Genomic DNA, 21,284 nt, shown 5'->3' with positions numbered 1-21,284 from the left:
TCCCTGCGCAATGGCTTTACGGCTTATGCCGTGATCTCCCCGGAGACGAGTTCTTGGTTGACTCCGTCACTGTCGTTTCCGCTTACGCTTCTCCGACAGCTTGACGCCTGCAACGGGCGCCAGGACCACACGGTTTTGCCGTACGCTAAATACACGCCGTCGTCAGACGTGAACCCGCGTCCACCGCAACCCGCCCAACGTCCGTGACGACGGCCGACGCCCTCTGAGTGGGACGGGATGGTGATAGATATGCACCTGATTTTCATTCTGGTAAACAGAAATATTTTTTGTTTTGGGGCTTGACATGAATTCTGTAAAACGGAAGTGGTTTGCCCGTCGGGTTGATTTGTCACATGCGGGTTGCAAGATTGCGCTTGCGTGGGGAGCGACGCAGCAAATTCGGCAGGGCTGGAACCCCGCGGCTCCGCGCAAGGCCGGCGCGCGCGCTCTACCGGGGCGTTTAGTTATTGCAGCCGGGATGGGCGGCAGATAGGCTCCCGGATGTCGATCGCCCTGGTTGTCCTGGCCTGGGAGCATTCTCCGGCGACCGATTACTGCAGGATACCATCTTCATGAGGCGCAAGATCGCCGCAATTCTGGTGGCCCACATCGCCGACTACGGCAGGTTGGTCGCTGAGGACGAAGAACAGACGCTGCGGCGAATGGCGTCCTGTCGGACCACCACTGACGACTTCATTGCGGTAGCGGGCGGCCGGATTTTCAATACCGCGGGCGACGCAGTTCTTGCAGAATTCCCCAGCGCGGTCGAAGCGGTGCGCTGCGCCATCGACATCCAGGAAAGCCTGCGCACGCGAAACCTTGCTTATCCCGGCAGCCGGCAGCTGAGCTATCGCATCGGGATTGGTATCGGCGACGTGGTCGAGCGCGACGGCGATCTGCTCGGCGATGGCGTCAATATCGCGGCGCGCCTGGAAGGCCTGGCCGAAATTGGCGGCATCTGCATTTCGCGCGCGGTGCAGGAGCAGGTGGCCGGCAAATTGTCCGCGCGATTTATCGACATCGGCGCGCGGCAGGTGAAGAATATTCCACAGCCGGTTCATGCCTACATCGTGGTGACGTGGGACGACAGCCGATCCTCTGAAGCGTCACAGGCGGCTGCCGTTCCGGCAGGCGCAAGATCGGCCAGGAAGTTGCTTGCGGTCGCAATCATCAGCGCCTGCATGCTATGCACTGCGGCTCTCGCGTTCGTTCTTGTAAACCAGAGGCCTGACGGCAAGGCTTCATCTGGCCCAACCGCTGTCGCGGCAATGCCGCCGGTGCCGGCGATGGCACCCCCAGCCTCGTCACCGCCTCCGACATCGCCATTACCTCCGGCTTCGTCATCACCTGCGACATTGCCATCGCCTCCGGCCTCGTCATCACCTCCGAAATCGGCCGCGCCCGCCCCAGTCATCATCCGTCGCACCAGCTCTTCCACCAGCGAAACTGATGCACCGAAGCGTTCGTTTGAAGCCTGCAGCGCGATTGCGGCTCAACGTGGCTGGAAGGGCACCGGTCATGACATGATGAACGGGCAGCGCGCCTTCATGACGGCATGCATGCAAGGTCGCGAATGAGGTCGTGGCGCTTCTCCTATACGGCTACTTGCCGGGAAACCATTTGAGCGCTTCGGCTTCGACCGTTTCGATCCATCGGCCTTTGCAGTCGCCGTAAGCGTGGGAGTCGTCAGGATGCCGTGCCTGGCATCGGATCTTCTCGCGATCATATGCGCGCGCGACCTCAGGGTGCCCTCGTAGATACTCCCGGAATGCAAGGTGCCGTGTGATCTCTGGCGAACCTTGAGCGAAACAATGAAGCTGCACGAGCCTGCGTCCCGTATCAGGATCGGATTTCGTACAGTAGCGCCGGCCGGGAAGGCCAAACTCTCCCCACCATTCATAACCCAGCGTCTCAATGTGAGGCTTGCGGTCGTCCAACTCCGCCAGGTTTGTCACAACCGGCATGAGGTCGAGGATGGGTTTAGCATGAATGTCGGGGATGGCGGTTGAGCCGATATGATGAACGTTCAGCAGGCATGCCCCTATCCTGGCTGCAAGCGCCTGACCTTCATCTTCAGCTTTGCTGGCCCACTGAAGATCATGAGGTTTCAACTCGACCTTAAGCGGAGGAGGCATCGATATTCCCTTCAAAATGCAATCCGCCGCAGCAGCGTGTACAAGGATGGATTGAGCGATCGTCACTGCAATCCGGCAGTTCTCTTCACATGTACCCCATCTACGGTCCTAGCCAAAAAAATTGGTGAGTTGTCGGGAGTGGCGCCGGTCGTTCGTCCTGCGGACGCAATTCCTCTGTCCCGACGGCGTCACGCAATTATCCGGAGCCCTCCAATGATCCCCACCATCACGGCCTTTGAAAGTTCGCCTGACCGCGGCAAGGGACAGGCACGTGACATGCGTGTTCGTTGGGCACTCGAAGAAGTGGGCAAGCCTTACGACGTTCGTCTTGTTTCGTTCAGCGAGATGAAGCAATCCGCGCATCGTGCGCTTCACCCTTTCGGGCAGATTCCGACCTATGAAGAAGGCGATCTGGCTTTGTTCGAGTCGGGGGCAATCGTGTTCCATATCGCGCAGCGCCATGCCGGACTGCTGCCTGATGATGCGAATGCCCGGGCGCGCGCGATCACATGGATGTTCGCCGCGCTCAGCACGGTGGAGCCGCCGATCGTTGAATTCGGAACCGCCAGGCTTTTTGAGAGCGACAAGCCCTGGTCCGCGCAACGCATGCCTCTCCTCGAGGAACGCGTCCGTAACCGGCTGGGTGAACTTTCCCTTCGCCTCGGCAATGCCGACTGGCTCGATGGTGCGTTCAGCGCCGGTGACCTTCTGATGGTAACCGTGCTGCGCCGGTTGAATGCATCTGGAATATTGAACGAGTATGCGAACCTCTCCGCCTATGTCGCCCGCGGCGAAGCGCGGCCGGCGTTCGGGCGCGCCTTCGATGCTCAATTGGCGGTTTTTACGGCGGTATCGCAGGCGTAGGATGGGTGGAGCGCAGCGATATCCATCACTTTTCGACATGGATGGACGATGATGGGTTTCGCTTCGCTCTACCCATCCTACAGGCTAATCCGCTAAGCCGGCACCCGGCCGCCGAAAAACGGCATCAAGGCCTGGCTCAGCGTGTGCGGCCGCTTCGAGGTAAACACCATCTCGGCGCCGGCGGTGTCGGATTCGCTCCCCGGTCCGCCGAGCAAATCTGATACGCGCCGCGCGATGGCGGGCGCGGGGTCGATCCAATCAACCGGCCATGGCGCGAGTTTTACGAGGCGGTCCAGCAACAGCGGATAGTGGGTGCAGGCCAGCACGACGGTGTCGGTGCGGGCGTTACCGTGATCGACGAAGCAGGGTGCGAGTTCGGCCGAGATGTCCCTGTCGCTGACGTAAAAGCCGTTGAGCGCGCGTTCGGCCAGCGAGGCCAGTTCACCCGAACCCACCAGCGTCACCTCGCAGCCCTGCGCGAAATCGTCGATCAGCTTCCTTGTGTACTCCCGCTTGACGGTGCCCTTGGTGCCGAGCACCGACACGCGTTTTGTTCTTGAACTGGCGCAGGCCGGCTTGATCGCGGGCACGGTGCCGACGAACGGCACCGAATAGGCGCTGCGCAGATGCGACATGACCAGCGTGGAGGCGGTATTGCAGGCGATCACCACCAGATCGGGGGCGTGGGCCGCGATCAGTTCGCCGACCAGCGGCACCACGCGGGCGATGATCTGCTCTTCGGTATGGTGGCCATAGGGGAAGAACGCGTCGTCGGCGACGTAGACATAATGGGCGTCGGGCCGCGCGCCCACGATCTCGCGCAAGACAGTGAGGCCGCCAAGGCCGGAATCGAAGACGAGAATCGTTGGAGGAGCTGCCACGCTGCGACTTTAGCCGATCCGCGGTTACCGTTCAGTTGTTTTGGCGTTTCGGGGGCCGCAATTTGCACAAATCGGTGATTTGCAATGATTCAGGTCGCGTTGATTATCGCCGCTAGCTATCAGGATAAGCCATTGCCGTTACGAGCGAAATCGTCGACCCCCGAGTTAAGAGGCTGCGCGGGAAATGATCCGGAATACACAAGCGAGTTGGGGCAGTGTTGCCCGCGGGTTCCACTGGCTGCTCGGCATCGCCATCCTCGGCATGATTGCCTTTGGCTGGTGGATGAACCATTTTCCGGCGCGGCCCGACCGTTTCTTCTATCGCTCAATCCACGCCGATATCGGCTATGCGGTGCTGCTCTTGATGGTGCTGCGACTGATCTGGCGCAGCCTCAATCCGACGCCGGCCTTGCCCGATGCCTCAGCGCGCTGGGAACGGATTTTGGCGCGCGTCAGCCATGGCGCGCTCTATGCCGTCACCATCCTGGTCGCCATGCTGGGCTGGGCGCATTCCGGCGCGCGTGCGCAGAACTATTCGGACTGGTTCGGGCTGTTTCATGTCCCGCAGTTTACCGCGCCCGGCCGCGCCGCCGCGCAGGCCTGGGAAGACCGCCACATTTTCTTCGCCTATGTGCTGCTGGCGCTGATCGTGATCCATGTCGCGGCCGCGCTGTGGCATCATTTTGTCAGGCGCGATCGCGTTGCCGCGCGCATGATCGACGGTGAGGCGGGGTGATGGGCGCGAGGTTGAGGGTTGCGATACCTGGCTCGTCATGCCCCGGCCTTGTGCCGGGCATCCACGTCTTCGCTTCAGCTTAGCACGAAAGACGTGGATGGCCGGGACAAGCCCGGCCATGACGAGTTCAAATGCTCAGGCTAGCTTTCGTCAGCTCTCCCCAAACGCGCGCCTGAAGATCGGATCGAAAGCTGCGCCGAGATGCCGAACGCCGTGGCGCGCGTCGTCAACCCGCCGGCATCGACTTCTCGATCAACCGCACCCAGTACGATGCGCCGTGGCCGAGGATATTGTCGTTGAACGTGTAGCCGGGGTGGTGGCATTCATTGCCGTCGCCCATGCCGAGAAAGATGAAAGCGCCGGGGCGCGCTTCCAGCATGAATGCGAAATCTTCCGAACCCATCAGTGGCAACGCGCGCTCGTTGACGCGGTCGGCGCCGACGACATCGCGGGCCACTTCTGCGGCGATGCCGGCCTCTCGCGCGTGATTCACCGTCACCGGATACGAACGTGTGTATTTGACTTCGGCCGATCCGCCGTAAGCCCGCGCCACGCTGTCGGCAACCTCGCCGATGCGGCGCTCGACGAGATCGCGGATTGCAGGATCGAGCGTGCGCACCGTTCCACCGAGTTTGGCGGTCTCCGGAATGATGTTGAAGGCGGTGCCGGCCTGGAACATGGTGATCGAGATAACGGCCGATTTGAGCGGATCGACGTTGCGCGATACGATCGACTGCAACGCGTTGACGATCTGCGAGCCGACCAACACGCTGTCGACCGCGTTGTGCGGACCGGAGCCCGCATGGCCGCCCTTGCCGTGGACCGTGATCTCGATTTTATCCGCTGAAGCGAGCATTGCGCCCGGCGTGGTGTGGAAGTGCCCTTCGGGCAAGCCCGGCATGTTGTGCAGGCCATAGACCTCCTGAATGCCCCAGCGGGTCATCAATCCATCGTCGACCATCGCCTTGCCGCCGGCGCCGCCTTCTTCGGCCGGCTGGAAGATGACGACAGCCGTACCGTCGAAATTGCGCGTCTCGGCGAGATATTTGGCCGCGCCAAGCAGCATCGCGGTGTGCCCGTCATGGCCGCAGGCGTGCATCTTGCCGGGAATCTTGGAGGCGTAGGGAACACCCGAAGTCTCCTCGATCGGCAGCGCATCCATGTCGGCGCGCAGGCCGATGGTCTTGCCGGACGTGCTCTTGCGGCCGCGGATCACGCCGACGACGCCCGTGCGGCCGATGCCCGTCACCACCTCGTCGCAGCCGAATTCGCGCAAGCGGTCGGCTACGATGCCGGCGGTACGGTGGACTTCGTAGAGCAATTCCGGATTCTCGTGGAAGTCATGGCGCCAGGCGGCCATTTCATCTGACAAGGCGGCGATGCGGTTGACGATGGGCATGGGAGATCCGTTTCTTGTGTTGTTCGTTTGCGACTGTAATTCTACGCTGCCCCGAACACGCGCCTGAAGATCGTGTCGACGTGCTTGAAGTGATAGCCGAGGTCGAAGCGTTCCTCGATTTCGGCGTCGCTCAGGTGCTTCTTCACGTCGGGGTCTTTTTTCAGCAACGTCAGGAAATCGCCTTCGCCGCGCCATACCGGCATGGCGTTGCGCTGTACGTATTTGTAGGCGTCCTCGCGGCTGGCGCCCTTTTGCGTCAGCGCCATCAATATCCGCTGCGAATGCACGAGGCCGCCGAGGCGGTCGAGGTTCTTCTGCATGTTCTCGGGGTAGATCAAGAGCTTCTCGACCAGGCCGGCGAGGCGCATCAGCGCGAAATCGAGCGTCACGGTGGCATCGGGCCCGATCATGCGTTCGGCGGACGAGTGCGAGATGTCGCGCTCGTGCCAGAGCACGATGTTCTCCATCGCCGGCATCGCATAGGCGCGCACCATGCGCGACAGGCCGGTGAGGTTTTCCGACAGCACCGGGTTGCGCTTGTGCGGCATCGCCGAAGAACCCTTCTGGCCCTCGGAGAAGAACTCTTCGGCTTCCAGTACTTCGGTGCGCTGCAGGTGGCGGATCTCGGTGGCGAGACGCTCGACCGAGGAGGCGATGACCCCGAGCGTTGCAAAATACATCGCGTGGCGGTCGCGCGGGATCACCTGCGTCGAGATCGGCTCCGGCGTCAGTCCCATCGCCTTGGCGACATGTTCTTCGACGCGCGGATCGATCTGCGCAAAGGTGCCGACGGCGCCCGAGATCGCGCAGGTCGAGACTTCCTTGCGGGCGGCGACCAGGCGTTCGCGGGCACGGGAAAATTCCGCATAGGCGTAAGCGAGCTTGAGGCCGAACGTCACGGGCTCGGCATGGATGCCGTGGGAGCGGCCGATGGTCGGCGTCATCTTGTGTTCGAAGGCGCGCTTCTTCAGCGCCGCCAGAACCTTGTCGATATCGGCGAGCAAAAGATCGGCGGCGCGGGTGAGCTGGACGTTGAAGCAGGTGTCGAGCACGTCGGAGGAGGTCATGCCCTGGTGAATGAAGCGCGCCTCGGGGCCGACGATCTCGGCCAGATGGGTCGTGAAGGCGAGGACGTCGTGCTTGGTCTCGCGTTCGATCTCGTCGATACGGGCGATGTCGAAGGTGACGTTACGCGCCTTGGCCCAGACGGTTTTGGCGGCTTCCTTCGGGATGACGCCGAGTTCCGCCTGCGCATCGGCCGCATGCGCCTCGATCTCGAACCAGATCTTGAAGCGGGTCTGCGGCTCCCAGATGGAGGCCATTTCCGGGCGGGTGTAGCGGGGGATCATCGACGACTCCGGCGAATTGTTTTTTACGCCGTGCTTTAGCAGGGCTGCCCGAGTGAGACAACGAAGCAGTATTTCGGCCCTTCCTAACTGCCTGAAAAAGACTCCCTTTTTCGTCATGGCCGGGCTTGTCCCGGCCATCCACGTCTTTTCTGGCAGCTACAGCTTAAGACGTGGATGCCCGGGACGAGCCCGGGCATGACGACGTTCGGTGCAAGGCGCTCATTCCATCGATCTCTTGAGTCAGCCTCTCAGTAGGGGCGACCAGCTCAGCGCCTCAATCACGAAAAACTGAATGACAGATATTGAAATCTGTCAGCGAGACATGCTATATCCTTCTTCGACGCCACGGATAGGGGCGTCATCCGGGCTCGCTGGCACTGAGCCCGGGTACTTGAGAGGACTTAAGCCATGACAATCGAAATCATTAATCTGACGACACAAATCAGCCGCTGGCTGAACGCCCAGGTGGCCCGCCATCTGGAAGCCCAGGCGACCCGTTTGGGACCGCTGAAAAGCTGAACCTTGCAAGGCTCCAGGGATTACCAAATGACCACCCATTCCATCATTCCGCAGGTGCGCGCATGAACGAAGTTGTGGTTTTGACCCCTGAGCGAATTTTGGAGGTTACCGAGGACGTATTGCGCCGCTACGGGTTGGCCAAGGCCACGGTGGTGGACGTTGCCCGTGCGCTGGATGTCAGCCACGGCAGCGTCTACCGGCATTTCCCCAGCAAGGCGTCACTGCGCCAGGCGGTTGCCAAACGCTGGCTCGACCGCGCCAACGCACCGCTGCAGAAGATCGCGGAATCCTCCGGACCGGCGCCTGCCAGGCTCGAGAAGTGGCTGCGCACGATGTTCGAGATCAAATACAAGAAGGTTTCCGAAGATCCCGAGATGTTCCAGACCTACCTGACGCTGGCCCGCGAGGCCTGCGAGGCGGTGCAGGCGCACCGGGAGCGCCTGATCGGCCAGGTCACGGATATCATGTCCGAAGGCGTCAAGCAGGGCGTCTTCCAGATCGCCGACGTCAAGGTGACGGCGCGTGCGTTGTTCGACGCCACCACGCGCTACCATCATCCCGCGCATGCCGACGAATGGCGCGATCCGGAGACGCCGGCCCGCATCGACGCGCTGCTGGCGCTGCTGCTCAAGGGCCTGGAAGCGCCAAGGAAGCGCTGATCAGCGGCGGGCCCCTGCATATCCCAGCCTTCCGCATCATTGCGGGCCGCATGCCTCCCGGTGTTTGATATCCATCAAGCCACGTGCCGGCAGCGGCGCGACTATGGACGCGGAGGAAGACGTGCGTCTTGCGGTGTTTGCGGATATCCATGCCAACCGGCAGGCGTTCAGCGCCTGTCTTGCGGCGGCGCGCGCGCGCGGCGCCGAGCGGATCATCTGCCTCGGCGACATCGTCGGCTATGGCGCCGACCCCGAATGGGCGGTCGAGACCGTGATGGATCTCGTCCATGACGGCGCCATCGCCGTGCGCGGCAACCACGACAACGCCATCGGCACGCCGTCCGAGAGCATGAATGCCGCGGCCCAGGCCGCGATCGAATGGACGCGCAGCCGGCTGAGCGCGCCGCAGCGGCGGTTCCTCGCCGAATTGCCGCTGACGCAGCAGGAGGACGATCGCCTCTACGTGCATTCCGAAGCAAGTCATCCGGCGCGATGGCGCTACGTCGATGGCACGACGGGAGCTGCCCGCAGTATCGAGGCCACCGATGCTCAATTTACCTTCTGCGGGCATATCCATCAGCCCGCGCTCTATTCGATGTCATCGGCGGCGAAGATGACGAGCTTCGTGCCGACCTCTGATGTCCCGGTGCAGCTGCTTGGCGGCCGGCGCTGGCTGGCCGTGATCGGTTCGGTCGGACAGCCGCGTGACGGCAATCCGGCGGCGGCGTTTGCGATGCTCGATACCGCGTCGCGCGAAATCACCTATTGCCGCGTGCCGTATGACGTCGAGACCGCGGCGGACCGCATTCGCGCCAACGGCCTGCCACGCTGGCTGGCCGATCGCCTGCTCGAGGGGCGGTGAGATGGCGAAGCCTTTGATTGAGCCGGGCGCGGAGCTCGACGGTTTTGCGATCGGCGAGCGCGTCCATCAAGGCGGCATGGCGACGCTATGGAGCGTGACTCATCCCGGCATCACTGTGCCGCTGCTGATGAAGATCCCGCGGATTTCCGAGGGCGAGGATCCGGCGGCGATCGTCTCTTTCGAGATGGAGCAGATGATCGTGCCGCGGCTCGCCGGACCGCACGTGCCGCTTTGCTTCGGCTCCGGCGATTTCGACCGGCAGCCTTATGTGGTGATCGAGCGCATCCCCGGCAAAACGCTGTATGACCGGCTCGGCGACCTGCCGATTCCGTATGAAGAGGCGAGGGTGATCGCCGGCAAGATCGCGACCGCGCTCGCCGACCTGCACCGGCAGAACGTCATCCATCACGACATCAAGCCGAGCAGCATCATGTTTCGTGGCAGCGGCGAGGCCGTGCTGATCGATTTCGGACTGTCGCATCACAATCAATTGCCTGATCTCTTGCAGGAAGAATTTCGTCTGCCCTACGGCACCGCGCCCTACATGGCGCCGGAGCGTTTGCTCGGCGTGCGCGACGATCCGCGCAGCGATTTGTTTTCACTCGGCGTGCTCTTGTATTTCTTCACGACGGGCGTGCGGCCGTTCGGCGAAAGCGAAACCTTGCGCGGCATGAAGCGGCGGCTGTGGCGCGATCCCTATCCGCCGCGAAAGCTCAAGCCCGACTATCCGCTTTGGCTGCAGGAAATCGTGCTGCGTTGCCTGGAAATCGAACCGGTCTGGCGTCATCCGACGGCCTCGCAACTGGCGTTCGAACTGGCGCATCCGGATCAAGCCAAGCTCACTGCGCGGTCGGAACGCCTCCAGCGCGATCCGCTCACGACGGTGTGGCGCCGCCGCTTCAATCGCGGGCTGACGCTGCCGAAACCCAAATCGGATGTGGCAGCGCAACTGGCGTCGGGGCCGATCGTGGCCGTCGCCATCGATACCGAAGAAGGTTCGGGACCGCTCAATGAATGCCTGCGCGCGACCGCCGAGCAGTTGTTGGCGACGCTGCCATCGGCGCGGCTCGCCTGCATTAACGTGCTAAAACTCGGCCGCATCACCATCGACCGGACGCTCGACGAGCAGGGCAACAACAAGCACATCGACCGGCTGGTCGCGCTGCGGCACTGGGCTTCGCCGTTAAAACTCGACGAGAGCCGGCTCACGGTGCATGTGCTGGAAGCGATCGATCCGGCATCCGCGATCCTGGAATTCACCGCGGTCAATCAGGTCGACCATATCGTGATCGGCGCGCGCCAGAATTCGATGATGCGCACGTTTCTGGGCAGCGTCTCGGCCAAGGTCGCCGCCGAGGCGGCCTGCACGGTGACCGTGGTGCGGCCGCCGCGCTCGGCCGTGGCGGAAAATAAGAGCAGCAGCACGCCGAAGGCGATCGAGGCGAGCTAGGCGGCGCGAGCCCGATCGATCGGGCGCTTCTCGTCGCGTGGCGGCTTGGTGTCGCGGTCCTGCCAGACGTCGAAGAACTGGATGATTTCGCGGCAGGGTTCGCAACGGAACATGTTGCGCGACGACGCCGTCTTCGACATCTCGTTCAGACAGCTTGGGCAAAGCGGATTCATGGCTCTCTCGAAATTCTTTGGCTGTAATATTCTCAGGCTAAGCGAACAGTTCCCACGCACGGCGCAAAAAAATGCGACAGGCTTCGACTTGGGGGGAACGGTGTCTAGCGGCGATCCTGTAACCGCGTCCGGCTTTCCAATTCGTAAAGATCGGACCTGGAACCGCTATCGAGCCGGTCCATCGCCGGCCGGCGCCGCTCATACCGGCTGAAGAAGAATTCGAGATCGGGCCGCGGGCGGCGCGCGATCAGGCGCTAGCGCCTCACCAGTCGCCTGGCGACCGCGCCCATGGTTCACATCCAGCGGGGAGCGCGATTGTTTGTGCGCCGCTTTGTGCCGGGCTCTGCCGCTACCAGGCAAACAGTGACGGCTGCATTCAGGGCCAACCACAACGCCACGCCGGTCCAGACCAATATCATCGTCATGATGCCGCACTCCGCGAAATTCGGAAACGCGTTGTGCGTGATTTGCTTGAATCCGTGAAGACCGGACTTCTACGGTAGGCCGCACGAAGTTTGTGCATGCGGCGGCGCAATATGAATTGCTGCAGGTGCGGCGCGTAACCTGCGCGACGGCATTATTCGCGAGCCAGCGGATTGTCGACGTCAGCTACGCCGGACTCACTCGAGTGTCTGCACAGGCGGTGTTGACGTTGCCGCAGGCGCTGCTGTCGTCGCTGCAGGCGCCGATGGCCTCGCGCTCGGCACTGCATTACTGGCTTCGTTTCGGGTCGTCGCGACACGCGCATCTCTTTCGGCGCGAGCGGCGACGGGCCTGGTTTCGCGAACAACTTCCGCTCGCGCGCCGCGCACGCGCTCTTTCGAGGCTTGCCGGCGCGGACGCTGCGATCCGGATCGATCAATGCCCATGGACCGTGCGATCGACGGTCCCGCCGAGTAGCCGATGAAGGCGCCTGCGACCGCGCCAATCGGCCCCAACACCACAGCGCCCGACACTGCACCCAATGCGGCGTCGCCAGCCCGATGCTGCGCAAAGGCTACGGAGGGCGCAAGCAGCAGGATCATGGCGGCTGCGGTGAGGGCTTTGGTCATGGCTGGTTCCGTCGAATGTCAGGGATCGACGGTGTTCCGGCTTTATGGCCAGACCATGAAGCTTCGTGGCCAGACGATGAAGCTTCATGGTCAAGACGATGACGCTTCGGGTTCCATCAGCCGCGAGCGGAGCATTGGCCGAACCCAACTAGCCACTCTGCGTGTTCCCGGCACGTGCGCGCTCGAGAATGTCGCGCACAGCGGAGGGATTTCGAATGCAACGAAACCCGTAGCGGCCGGTGTAGTCGGCATCGGGCGACCGGGTCGAAACACCGGACGCGAAATTCAGGTGGCCTGCGCCGCGGCCAATGTCGAGGATTTCGAATGTCGCGTCCATGTCCTTGAACGAGGTGCCCTTGGCGGTCGGCCTGCCCCAGGCCGTGCGCAAGATCAGCGCGCGGCGATTGGTGATCACGCATAGCGTCTGCCAATCGTACAGCAGCATCACCAGGGGCGCCGCGATCATCATGACGCCGGACAGCAGAAAGAACATCGCCGATTGATCGATCCAGCCTTTGGCGGTCGCGACGGCGGCGAGCGTCAGCCACGGGAATCCGATCCACCACAGAAACCGCCACATCATCATGTCGGCGACAGCGTCGGGCTGGCCCTGCCAGAGCACGCGTTCGCCGCGTTGCAGTGCCTCGGCCAGCAGCCGCTGCAGCTTCGCGGAAAACAGCGTCGATCGAATTTCATCCATGCTCATGCCCGTTGGTCGCTTGCGGTGCAAGAATGGTTCGGGCCGCAACGTTGGATGGCGCGATTGCCGGGGATGGCGTAATGTGCGGCGTGGGCTTCTGCTACCGGTGAAGGAGGGTTTCCCATGTATGCCGCCATTCGTCAGGGCAAGGCAAAGACCGGCATGGCCGAAGAACTGGCACGCAGGATCAAGGAAGGCGCCATCCCGATCATCAGTGATGTCGAAGGCTTCATGGCCTACTACGTGGTCTATGCGCCCGACGACACCGTGACGGCGATCAGCATCTTCAACAATTACGCAGGCGCCGAGGAGTCGAACCGGCGCGGGATCGCCTGGATCGAGCAGAACCTGACGCCTTTGCTCACGGGGCCTGCGACGGCAGTTGCCGGACCGGTGATTGTTCATACGCTGGCTTAGTTGAGGAATCGTAGGGTGGGCAAAGCCAACGGGTCGCGCGAATGCGCCCCTGACGGCAGCCTCCGCGTGCCTACCGAAACGAAGATGGTGGGCACGGCGCTAGCGCGCCTTTGCCCACCCGACGAATTGGCAGCAAGCAGAAACGGCGTCGCTCGCCAGGGCGTGAACCCGTAAATCTGTAGTCGTCGGTGGAGTCCGCTTTGGTGCGCACAACGGACTCAAGTCGGACATCGCTCCATGTCCGAAAAGTGCCAGGAGCGGACATGTCGCATGCGGCGAAAATTTCGATTCACTCGATCCGGTTTCTCAACGAACTGCGCGGTGGCCCGCAGTGAGCCAAGCCAATCTGAGATGGGTAGGATCTCAATGTTTTCGTCGTCGCCATTGAGAAGGCGTCATATGCATCTTCGCAGCAAAGACACGTCCAAAATGCGAGGCGTCGTTGAAGCCGCAGGCAAAAGCAATTTCAGTAATTGACCGGTGAAATGCTCCCGGCATGGTTAAGAGTTTGGCAGCTTGACGGTTGCGCTCGTCGAATAAGCGCTGCATGACCGTCTCGTTGTTTGCAGCGAAAATCCGTGTCAGCGTGCGTGTTGATACCTTCAGTTCCTGCGCTATCTGACCTGGCGTCAGGCTTGGGTCGCCAAATTTGAGCGTGATCACATGGCAGGCGTTCAGGAAGATCGCGGCACGCACTGCATCTGAGGGCGTAGGCTGGTCACTGTGAGCTTCCTCTAGCAACTGCGCTAATAACTCGACCGAATGTCGCGCAAACAGCGTCCCGGCAGCCGGCGAAAGGTCGCCGGAAAGCATAAAGCCGCTGACAAGTTGACTCGCCCAAAGGCGGGCAAGCGGATTGCCATGCAATACTGCGCCTGAAAGCAGGTCTGGCCGGGTCACGCGACCGTCGATCCATTGAGTCGGCAAAGTGATGAGCAAGTGCCGCCACGGCCGTTCAAGGTCAAGCGTGAACTCTTGCCGGCTGTCGGTGATGAAGACGTCGCCCTTTTGTAGTGCAATCTGCTCGCCCCGGCGGTTGATCCGAGCTTCGCCGTCGAGATGCACGCAGGCGGCATACAGGTGACCGTTAGTGCGTGCGATCTGCACGCGTGCGTGCGTAGCACGAACTCCGCGGCCGCAGACTTGCGCCACCGCAAGGTCTCCGATTATTCGCGCCTGGACCGTGCCGCGCAGGGGTTGTTCGCCAGCCGGCTCGATGGACATTGGCGTGACGTGGCGGCTGACAATATCTGTCCAGAAGTCCGCGCGCTCCCGCGGCAGCACACTATCGGTCGTCATGGAGATCAATGGTGTCTCTCTCAGTCGAAGCGACGGTCGTCCACAGGCGAGCGGCGAACACGCGAAGCTGCTAGTCTGCCCGCAGAAGTGCAATACTGCCGAAAGCCACTCTAGTCTAGCAACGAACTGACCGAATGGGGAGCTGTGAAATGAGAATTGCAACGGCGCTTTTCCTGCTGCTCAGCCCGCTATTTTGGACGGTCGCCATGGCACAAGATCACAAGTCGGACGAAGAACTTGTGCGCTCGCTCGACGATCAGGAACGGACAGCCGCTTTGAATCGTGATGGTGCCGCCCTGGAGAGACTGTGGTCCGAACAGTTCATCGTCAACGCGCCGAACAACCAGGTGGTTGTAGGGAAACGCGCCGTCCTAGACACGTTCGTACGGGCGGGCATTATTAATTTTTCGAAGTTCGAGCGCCAGATCGAGTTCATCCGTGCTGACGGAGCCTTCGTCATCATCATGGGCCTCGAAACTGTTCATCCGGTAAGCGACGCCCCGAGCGCGGGTCTGGTCGCTGGGCAGCCAATCAAGCGCCGCTTCACGAATGTCTGGAAAAACGAAGCGGGTACATGGCGGCTGTTTGTGCGTCACGCCAACGTAATCTCGGGTCGTTGAAGACACTGGTTCCGTCGTTCGGCGGGTGAGCGTGTGCCGGCCTGCGGTCACCTAATCCTACGGACTATTGGGGCACTGAAAAAGTCCGTTTTGGGTCAATCGCGTCGATTTTGACACGTCCGCAGCATGTCCGGTCACGGGGTAATCTCGGCAGTTCCGGTTGTCCGGTTTTGCCGGTTGAAGGCATCGGTTTGGCCGTGATTCAAGCGCTATTTCTGACGCGAGCGGGACATTCCAATTTAGCGAAACCAAAGCCGACCATGCCGGGGACGCGGTTAGCTATGCGGCTATCAGAATGAAGGCCGTTCCCGATGTGCGTGTGGTGCACGACATCATCCGGAAGGCATCGGCGACGACGTCCTGACTGTGCTAGATCGCTTCGCCGCGCGCCAATGCCGCCGCATTGCGGATCGCTGATATGTTGGTCTTGTAGGCCTCCACGGTGCCGCCCTTGAACACCGCGGAGCCCGCCACCAGTGCGTTGGCGCCGGCGGCGGCGAGTTCGCCCGCGACGTCAGGACCGACGCCGCCGTCGACTTCAATATCGATCGGACGGCCCGCGGTCATCGCCCTGATGTCGCGGACCTTGCCGAGCGCCGAGCGGATGAAGGCCTGGCCGCCGAAACCGGGATTGACCGACATCACGAGCACGAGGTCGATCAGGTCGATCACATACTCGATCGCGCTGATAGGCGTGCCCGGATTGAGCGAGACGCCGGCCTTCTTGCCGAGCGCGCGGATCGCCTGCAGCGAGCGGTGCAGATGCGGACCAGCCTCGGCGTGGACGGTGATCTGGTCGCAGCCCGCCTTGGCGAAGGCTTCGAGATAGGGATCGCACGGCGCGATCATCAAATGCGCGTCGAAGATCTTCTTGGTATGCGGGCGCATCGCCTTGATGACGTCGGGGCCGTAGGAAATGTTCGGCACGAAGTGCCCGTCCATCACGTCGAGATGGATCCAGTCGGCGCCGGCGGCGTCCACCGCGCGGACTTCCTCGCCCAGCCTGGAGAAATCCGAAGCGAGGATCGACGGGGCAATGACGAGCGGACGCGAGACGAATTGCTGGGACATGTGCGCTCCGGTGCACAAGGGACGGATTTCCCCGCGTATCATGCAGGGCGGCCGGGGGCAATGCGGCTGCGAATGACTCCGGTCGGGCGGAAAAATCTGCCGTCTCGGGCAGCTATTGCCGGGCAGGTTCCCACCTCGGCGGCCCGGACAAGATCAGGAAAACCGCTGATTTGTTGGGTTTCTCGCCGTGGCATGGCGCTTGCTGAGGAACCGGCATGAACGAGGGGCCGCGCTGAGCGGCGTTGTTGGGGTTCTGTCATGTTGCTTGCTCTTGGTGCCGCGTCATCGGCGATCGATGCCCTCCAGGCGCTGACTTCCTCGAAGTCGTCGTCCGCAAAAGCCACCGGAACTGCCAAGACAAGCCTGTTCGACTCCTTCGCGACTGCCTCGGCCTCGACCGGTTCGAGCAGCAGCGCCGGAGGTAGCGGCGGTTCGCAAATCTCGCCGGCAACCATGAGCGCGCTGCTGGCTGCGCAAAGTCAGTCCTCGACGGAATCGACGTCACAGGCGTCCACGAGCCGCTCGGACGCGCTCAAGAGCCTGTTCTCGCAAATCGACGGCAACGGCGACGGCAAGATCACCAAATCGGAATTCGAAGACGCGCTCGGCGCCGGCGGCACCAATCTGGATAATGCCGACAGCGTCTTCGGCAAGCTTGACAAGGACGGCGACGGCTCGGTCAGCCTCGGCGAACTGGCATCGGCGCTGAAGGGCGGCAAGGGGCGCCACCATCGCGCCGGCGGTTCCGGCGAGAACGGATCGAATTCCGATCCCCTGATGCAGGCCCTGCAGGGCGCATCCAGTACGTCCGTCACCAACAGCGATGGTTCGGTGACGACATCGCTGACCTATGCTGATGGTTCCAAGGTCACGATGACGTCGGCCGCATCGGCGAGCGCTTCGAGCGCCGCGACATCGTCGTACAATATCATCGAGAAGATGATCCAGCGTCAGGCGCAGGCGATTTCGGCTTCCGCCACGGCATCGGCATCGCTGTCGGTCACCGCCTGAAAAAGAGACCCGGCGATGAAGCTTCGGAATGCGACCTAGCCGAAGCGATCCCCCCACGCCGGTAGCGCGCCCAGAAAGGGCAGCGCGGTCGCGCTGTGGACGCCGCGCGCAATCGCGCGGGCGACGACATTGGCCGCCACCATCCCGAGCTCGGTGAGACCGTGCCGCGGATCGACCGGCTTCCTCCCGGTCGCCGCCGCAAACACCACGTCACCGTCGGTTGGCGCATGCACGGGATAGATCGCGCGCGCCATGCCGGTCTGCGCGATCATCGCGAGGCGCTTGGCCTGCGCCTTCGTCAGCACCGCATCGGTGACGACGACGACCAGCGTGGTGTTTTCGCCGGAGATCGGTTCCGGGGCGCCTTTGAGCCGCGCCTTCAGCATGTCCTTTGTGAATGTCGGCGGCAGTCCGCGTCCGCCATATTCGCCGTCGATTTCGAACGGCGCCGCCCAGAACCACGGCCCGTCGCCGACCGTCACGCTGCCGACGGCGTTGACCACCGCAAGCGCCGCCACCATGACGCCATCTTCGGTTTGCGCGGAGGCCGAACCAAGACCGCCCTTGAAATTAGCGGTGGTGGCGCCAAGGCCGGCCCCGACGCTGCCGAGCGCGAAATCGGTGCCCGCCGCGCAGGCGGCGGCATAGCCGAGATCGCGATAGGGCGGAAAGCGTCCCCAGGCCTTGTTGCCGCCGTTGAGAAGATCGAAGCAGATCGCGCCGGGCACGATCGGGATAATCGCTTCACGGATCCGCAGGCCGCGCCCCTGTTCGGCGAGCCAGGCCTGCACGCCGCCCGCGGCATCCAGCCCAAGCGCGGAACCGCCGGAGAGCGTAATCGCGTCGACGGCCTCGACCGTGGCTTCAGGCCGGAGCAGGGCTTCATCGCGGGTGCCGGGGCCGCCGCCGCGCACATCGATCGACGCGGTCGCGGGGCTATCGAAAATGATCGCGGTAACGCCGGATGCGACGGAAGCGTCTTCGGCGTGGCCGACGCGAATGCCGGAAATGTCGGTGAGAAGGTTTTTCAAGATGCCGGTCCGTTCAAGTCCGCGCCGATTGCGGCCATCGATGTCTGGTCATCCTCGCCGATATATCGGCCGTCAACAAGGCTTCAACTACCAAGCGCCAATCTGAACATCCTGGCGAGTTCGGACTTGCGGTACGGCTTGGCGAGCAGCAGCACGCCGGAATCGAGACGGCCGTGGTGAACGATGGCGTTTTCGGTATAGCCCGATGTGTACAGGGTCTTCAGCGACGGTCGCCGTTTCAGCGCCTCATCGACCAGCTGGCGGCCGTTCATCATGCCGGGCATGATGACGTCGGTGAAGAGCAAATGCAGCGTCGGGGCGGTATCGATGATCTGCAGGGCCTCGCTGGCATTGGCCGCCTCGAGCGTGGTGTAGCCGAGGCTTTCGATCTGCGTCACCACGTAACGGCGCACCAGCGAATCGTCTTCGACGACGAGAACGGTCTCGGTGCCGCCATCGACATTGGCTGATATCGCGGCTTCGGCGGCGGTCTGGTTCAATCCCGTGGCACGCGGCAGGTACATCTTGACCGACGTGCCGTGGCCTTCCTCGCTGTAGATCTTGATATGCCCGCCTGACTGTTTGACGAAACCGAACACCATGCTGAGCCCGAGGCCGGTGCCCTTGCCGACTTCCTTGGTGGTGAAGAAGGGATCGAACACCCGCTCGATCAGCGCTGCGGGGATTCCGGTGCCGGTATCGCTCACCGCGACCATCACATAATGGCCGGGCACGACCTCGCTGTGCATGCCGGCGTAGTTCTCGTCGAGATAGATGTTGCCGGTCTCGAGCGCGAGCTTGCCGCCATTGGGCATGGCGTCGCGCGCGTTGAGCGCAAGGTTGAGCACCGCCGTCGATAGCTGGTTCGGATCGACCAGGGCCGTCCATGCATCCTCGGCCAGCAGCGGCGTGATCTCGACGTTTTCGCCGAGCGTCGGGTGCAGCAGTTTGGCGGCCTCCAGCACCAGCCCGTTGACGTCGACTTCAACGGGCTGCAGCGGCTGCTTGCGGGCAAAGGCCAATAGATGCTTGGTCAGGTTGGCGCCGCGTTCGGCGGCTTCGTCGATCAATTTGGTAATGGCGACGAGTTCGGGCTTGTCGGCAACCGATTCCTCCAGGATTCCGATGGTCCCGGTGATCACGGTCAGGATGTTGTTGAAGTCGTGCGCGACGCCGCCGGTCAGCTGGCCGATCGCGTCCATCTTCTGGATGTGCCGCAACTGGGCTTCCGCCGCCTGCTTCTCGGTGAGGTCGCGGCCGATGAAGAAATGCCGTTTCACCGGCTCCGACCACGTGCCGGTCCAATTCAAGGTGACGGACTGTCCGTCCTTGTGCATGTAGCGGGTCTCGAAATTTCGCAGCTGGTTTCCGCGCCGCGCCGCGCGCATCTCGTTGCGCGTGCTGTCGAGATCCTCGGGGTGGATGAAATGGATGGCGCTCCGGCCGATCATTTCGGCCGGATCGTAACCGAGGATGATCCTGGCGCTCGGACTGACCTGGATGAAATTTCCGCTGCTGTCGGTGACGAAGATCAGGTCGTGCGAGGTTTCGAAAATGCGTTGCCGTTCTTCGATCTCCTGGCTGAGCGCCTTTTGCGTTCGCTTGCTATCGGTAATGTCGCGCGCGATCTTGGATGCGCCGACAATTTCGCCGGCGGCCGAGCGGATCGGCGCGATGGTCAGCAAGACATCCACGGTTCGCCCGTCCTTGTGGGTGCGCACCGTTTCGAAGTCTTCGATCCTCTCGCCACTGCGGACCTGTTGGAGGATGTTGCGAACCTCGGCGCGGCGGTCTGCCGGAACAATGAGGTCGACGTGCCGGCCCACGGCTTCGATCGAAACGAACCCGAACAGGCGCTCCGCGGCGCGGTTCCAGCCGGTGATGATGCCGTCGAGCGATTTGGTGATGATGGCGTCGTTGGAGGATTCGACGACCGCGCTGAAAAGACGTTCGCGCTCGGTGTGGAGGCTGCGCTCGGAAGCCGCCTGGCGGCGCAGCTTGTCGAGCAGCCGGGCCAACTGGGCCTGCAGGGCGACATTGTCGATCAGGAGCACCGCGAGGACGAAGCTGGCGGCACAAAGTCCGTAGATCCGGCCGGCGTAAAATCCCAGATCGAAGCGGGCCGCGTTGAGAATTCCGGACAGTGCGATGTCGTACATCCAGGCGCACATCACGACCATCAGCCAGACGTCGAGCACGGAATGCGGTCGCCGGTGCCACAGGATCAGCAGCGCCGCGAAGCTGAGAAGCACTTCCGCCGACAGGGTACCGATCAGCGTGTAGGTGAAATGTCCGCCGCTGATCATGACAGGCAGCAGGTCATGCCTGGCGGTGACGAACCAGGCGGCAAAGGATATCGCCGCCGCGACCGCAATGATGCTGCCCAGGATCGCCCGTACCTCGGATCCCGGGATCTTCGGGCCGCCATCCTTGTCTTTCAGGAACGCATAGCCGAGCATGACAACCGGAAATCCGATGTGCCAGATCTGGTAAAGCCAGGCGGTTGTCTGCGGGCCGGCATTGAGCAGCCCGGTCGGAGCAAAGACGCCTGGAAAGGTCAGGGCGTGAACGATCGCCGCGGTCGCGGTGAACAAATATCCGCTCGCGAGCAGCAGCAGCGCCCGCGAGCGCAAGATCGCGAATTGCGAGAACAGCAGGATCGCGGTGATGAGATCGTTGATCGCGAGCGCGGATTGATAACTTGGAATGAAGGCCGGAACGGGGGCTAGCGGCACCCTGGCGTAAACTGCGGCGAGGACGAACAGAACCGTCGAGACGCCGACCACTGCCAGCGCGGCCCTGCGGTCGCGGCTGGTTGCCGGCAGGGTCGATAGAAAGATGTTGCGCTCGTCAGCCGTCTGCATCGTTGTCCCTGGCAAACTGGCATCGAACGCGTCACCGGGCCAGCACCAAATGGGCGAACATTAACCTATCCACCGAAGGGGGTATCTAGCCGATAGGCGGATATCGATCGGGAGGACTAACAGACCTGCAACAGGCAGGAGACGCGGAGCTGCTCATGGGCCGAAATGGGCACGTCAAGTCTACAATGAGGT

General features: G+C 62.4%; 19 protein-coding genes and 1 pseudogene. 9 read left to right on the top strand and 11 right to left on the bottom strand.

The features are described 5' to 3' along the window. Positions 1-572 precede the first annotated feature (572 nt). Positions 573-1,074, top strand: a pseudogene (locus JQ641_RS38680) (adenylate/guanylate cyclase domain-containing protein); the annotation flags it as partial. Here the strand turns inward: JQ641_RS38680 and JQ641_RS38675 are convergent. Together JQ641_RS38675 and JQ641_RS12870 are read right to left on the bottom strand one after the other, a co-directional pair. After that, on the bottom strand, positions 1,064-1,417 hold the full coding sequence (locus JQ641_RS38675; RefSeq protein WP_211996425.1) for a hypothetical protein: 354 nt from the start codon (positions 1,415-1,417) through the stop codon (positions 1,064-1,066). The pseudogene JQ641_RS38680 and the gene JQ641_RS38675 sit on opposite strands and share 11 nt — an antisense overlap. 184 nt (positions 1,418-1,601) lie before the next feature. Beyond that, a complete protein-coding gene (locus JQ641_RS12870; RefSeq protein WP_349628547.1) occupies positions 1,602-2,201 on the bottom strand; it encodes a GrpB family protein in 600 nt (199 codons plus the stop codon). 147 nt (positions 2,202-2,348) lie between these two features. On the opposite strand from JQ641_RS12870, the gene JQ641_RS12865 reads away from it, so the two are divergent. Then, positions 2,349-2,999, top strand: coding sequence for a glutathione S-transferase family protein (locus tag JQ641_RS12865; RefSeq protein WP_211996329.1), 651 nt, complete (start codon positions 2,349-2,351; stop codon positions 2,997-2,999). Positions 3,000-3,091: 92 nt separating this feature from the next. On the opposite strand, the gene murI is transcribed toward JQ641_RS12865, so the two are convergent. Next, positions 3,092-3,880, bottom strand: a complete 789-nt coding sequence (gene murI / locus JQ641_RS12860; RefSeq protein WP_211996328.1) for a glutamate racemase — start codon at positions 3,878-3,880, stop codon at positions 3,092-3,094. A gap of 184 nt (positions 3,881-4,064) precedes the next feature. Here murI and JQ641_RS12855 point away from each other — a divergent pair, with 184 nt between their 5' ends. After that, on the top strand, positions 4,065-4,616 hold the full coding sequence (locus JQ641_RS12855; RefSeq protein ID WP_211996327.1) for a cytochrome b: 552 nt from the start codon (positions 4,065-4,067) through the stop codon (positions 4,614-4,616). A 226-nt stretch (positions 4,617-4,842) separates the two neighbouring features. Here JQ641_RS12855 and JQ641_RS12850 read toward each other — a convergent pair whose 3' ends face one another. Together JQ641_RS12850 and purB are read right to left on the bottom strand one after the other, a co-directional pair. Further along, positions 4,843-6,015, bottom strand: coding sequence for a M20 aminoacylase family protein (locus tag JQ641_RS12850; RefSeq protein ID WP_211996326.1), 1,173 nt, complete (start codon positions 6,013-6,015; stop codon positions 4,843-4,845). Positions 6,016-6,056: 41 nt separating this feature from the next. Then, on the bottom strand, positions 6,057-7,364 hold the full coding sequence (gene purB / locus JQ641_RS12845) for an adenylosuccinate lyase (RefSeq protein WP_211996325.1): 1,308 nt from the start codon (positions 7,362-7,364) through the stop codon (positions 6,057-6,059). 581 nt (positions 7,365-7,945) lie between these two features. Here purB and JQ641_RS12840 point away from each other — a divergent pair. The 3 genes from JQ641_RS12840 (at position 7,946) to JQ641_RS12830 (ending at position 10,854) form a co-directional block, all read left to right on the top strand. Continuing rightward, positions 7,946-8,542: a TetR/AcrR family transcriptional regulator gene (locus JQ641_RS12840; RefSeq protein WP_211996324.1), complete on the top strand. Its 597-nt coding sequence runs from the start codon at positions 7,946-7,948 to the stop codon at positions 8,540-8,542. A 121-nt stretch (positions 8,543-8,663) separates the two neighbouring features. After that, the gene (locus JQ641_RS12835) at positions 8,664-9,404 is read left to right on the top strand and encodes a metallophosphoesterase family protein (protein ID WP_211996323.1); all 741 of its coding nucleotides are present in this window, start codon (positions 8,664-8,666) and stop codon (positions 9,402-9,404) included. A gap of 1 nt (position 9,405) precedes the next feature. After that, positions 9,406-10,854, top strand: coding sequence for a bifunctional serine/threonine-protein kinase/universal stress protein (locus JQ641_RS12830; RefSeq protein WP_211996322.1), 1,449 nt, complete (start codon positions 9,406-9,408; stop codon positions 10,852-10,854). On the opposite strand, the gene JQ641_RS12825 is transcribed toward JQ641_RS12830, so the two are convergent. Together JQ641_RS12825 and JQ641_RS12820 are read right to left on the bottom strand one after the other, a co-directional pair. Continuing rightward, a complete protein-coding gene (locus JQ641_RS12825) occupies positions 10,851-11,027 on the bottom strand; it encodes a hypothetical protein (protein WP_211996424.1) in 177 nt (58 codons plus the stop codon). The genes JQ641_RS12830 and JQ641_RS12825 overlap by 4 nt on opposite strands. Before the next feature lie 1,200 nt (positions 11,028-12,227). Then, complete coding sequence (locus JQ641_RS12820) at positions 12,228-12,779, bottom strand: hypothetical protein (RefSeq protein ID WP_211996321.1); 552 nt, start codon at positions 12,777-12,779, stop codon at positions 12,228-12,230. A 123-nt stretch (positions 12,780-12,902) separates the two neighbouring features. Here JQ641_RS12820 and JQ641_RS12815 point away from each other — a divergent pair, with 123 nt between their 5' ends. Then, positions 12,903-13,196, top strand: coding sequence for an antibiotic biosynthesis monooxygenase (locus JQ641_RS12815; RefSeq protein WP_192734137.1), 294 nt, complete (start codon positions 12,903-12,905; stop codon positions 13,194-13,196). A 363-nt stretch (positions 13,197-13,559) separates the two neighbouring features. Here the strand turns inward: JQ641_RS12815 and JQ641_RS12810 are convergent, their stop codons facing one another. After that, positions 13,560-14,495: a helix-turn-helix domain-containing protein gene (locus JQ641_RS12810; RefSeq protein WP_249150404.1), complete on the bottom strand. Its 936-nt coding sequence runs from the start codon at positions 14,493-14,495 to the stop codon at positions 13,560-13,562. 149 nt (positions 14,496-14,644) lie between these two features. On the opposite strand from JQ641_RS12810, the gene JQ641_RS12805 reads away from it, so the two are divergent. Beyond that, positions 14,645-15,115 carry a nuclear transport factor 2 family protein gene (locus JQ641_RS12805; protein ID WP_211996319.1) on the top strand — a complete coding sequence of 157 codons (471 nt, stop codon included), beginning with the start codon at positions 14,645-14,647 and terminating at the stop codon, positions 15,113-15,115. A 369-nt stretch (positions 15,116-15,484) separates the two neighbouring features. Here the strand turns inward: JQ641_RS12805 and rpe are convergent, their stop codons facing one another. Next, entirely contained in the window at positions 15,485-16,186 is a 702-nt protein-coding gene (gene rpe / locus JQ641_RS12800) for a ribulose-phosphate 3-epimerase (RefSeq protein WP_211996318.1), read from the bottom strand. 258 nt (positions 16,187-16,444) lie between these two features. On the opposite strand from rpe, the gene JQ641_RS12795 reads away from it, so the two are divergent. Further along, entirely contained in the window at positions 16,445-17,197 is a 753-nt protein-coding gene (locus JQ641_RS12795) for an EF-hand domain-containing protein (protein ID WP_211996317.1), read from the top strand. 35 nt (positions 17,198-17,232) lie between these two features. Here the strand turns inward: JQ641_RS12795 and JQ641_RS12790 are convergent, their stop codons facing one another. Both JQ641_RS12790 and JQ641_RS12785 read right to left on the bottom strand, forming a co-directional pair. Next, positions 17,233-18,228 (bottom strand): P1 family peptidase, encoded by a 996-nt coding sequence (locus JQ641_RS12790; protein WP_211996316.1) that lies wholly within the window; start codon positions 18,226-18,228, stop codon positions 17,233-17,235. Between the two features lie 83 nt (positions 18,229-18,311). Further along, on the bottom strand, positions 18,312-21,092 hold the full coding sequence (locus JQ641_RS12785) for a PAS domain S-box protein (RefSeq protein WP_211996315.1): 2,781 nt from the start codon (positions 21,090-21,092) through the stop codon (positions 18,312-18,314). Between the last annotated feature and the right edge of the window lie 192 nt (positions 21,093-21,284).

Source organism: Bradyrhizobium sp. JYMT SZCCT0180, assembly GCF_018130165.1.
GTDB lineage: Bacteria > Pseudomonadota > Alphaproteobacteria > Rhizobiales > Xanthobacteraceae > Bradyrhizobium.
The sequence above is the reverse complement of the archived record's forward strand: the minus strand, read 5'-3'. Positions and strand labels throughout refer to the sequence as shown.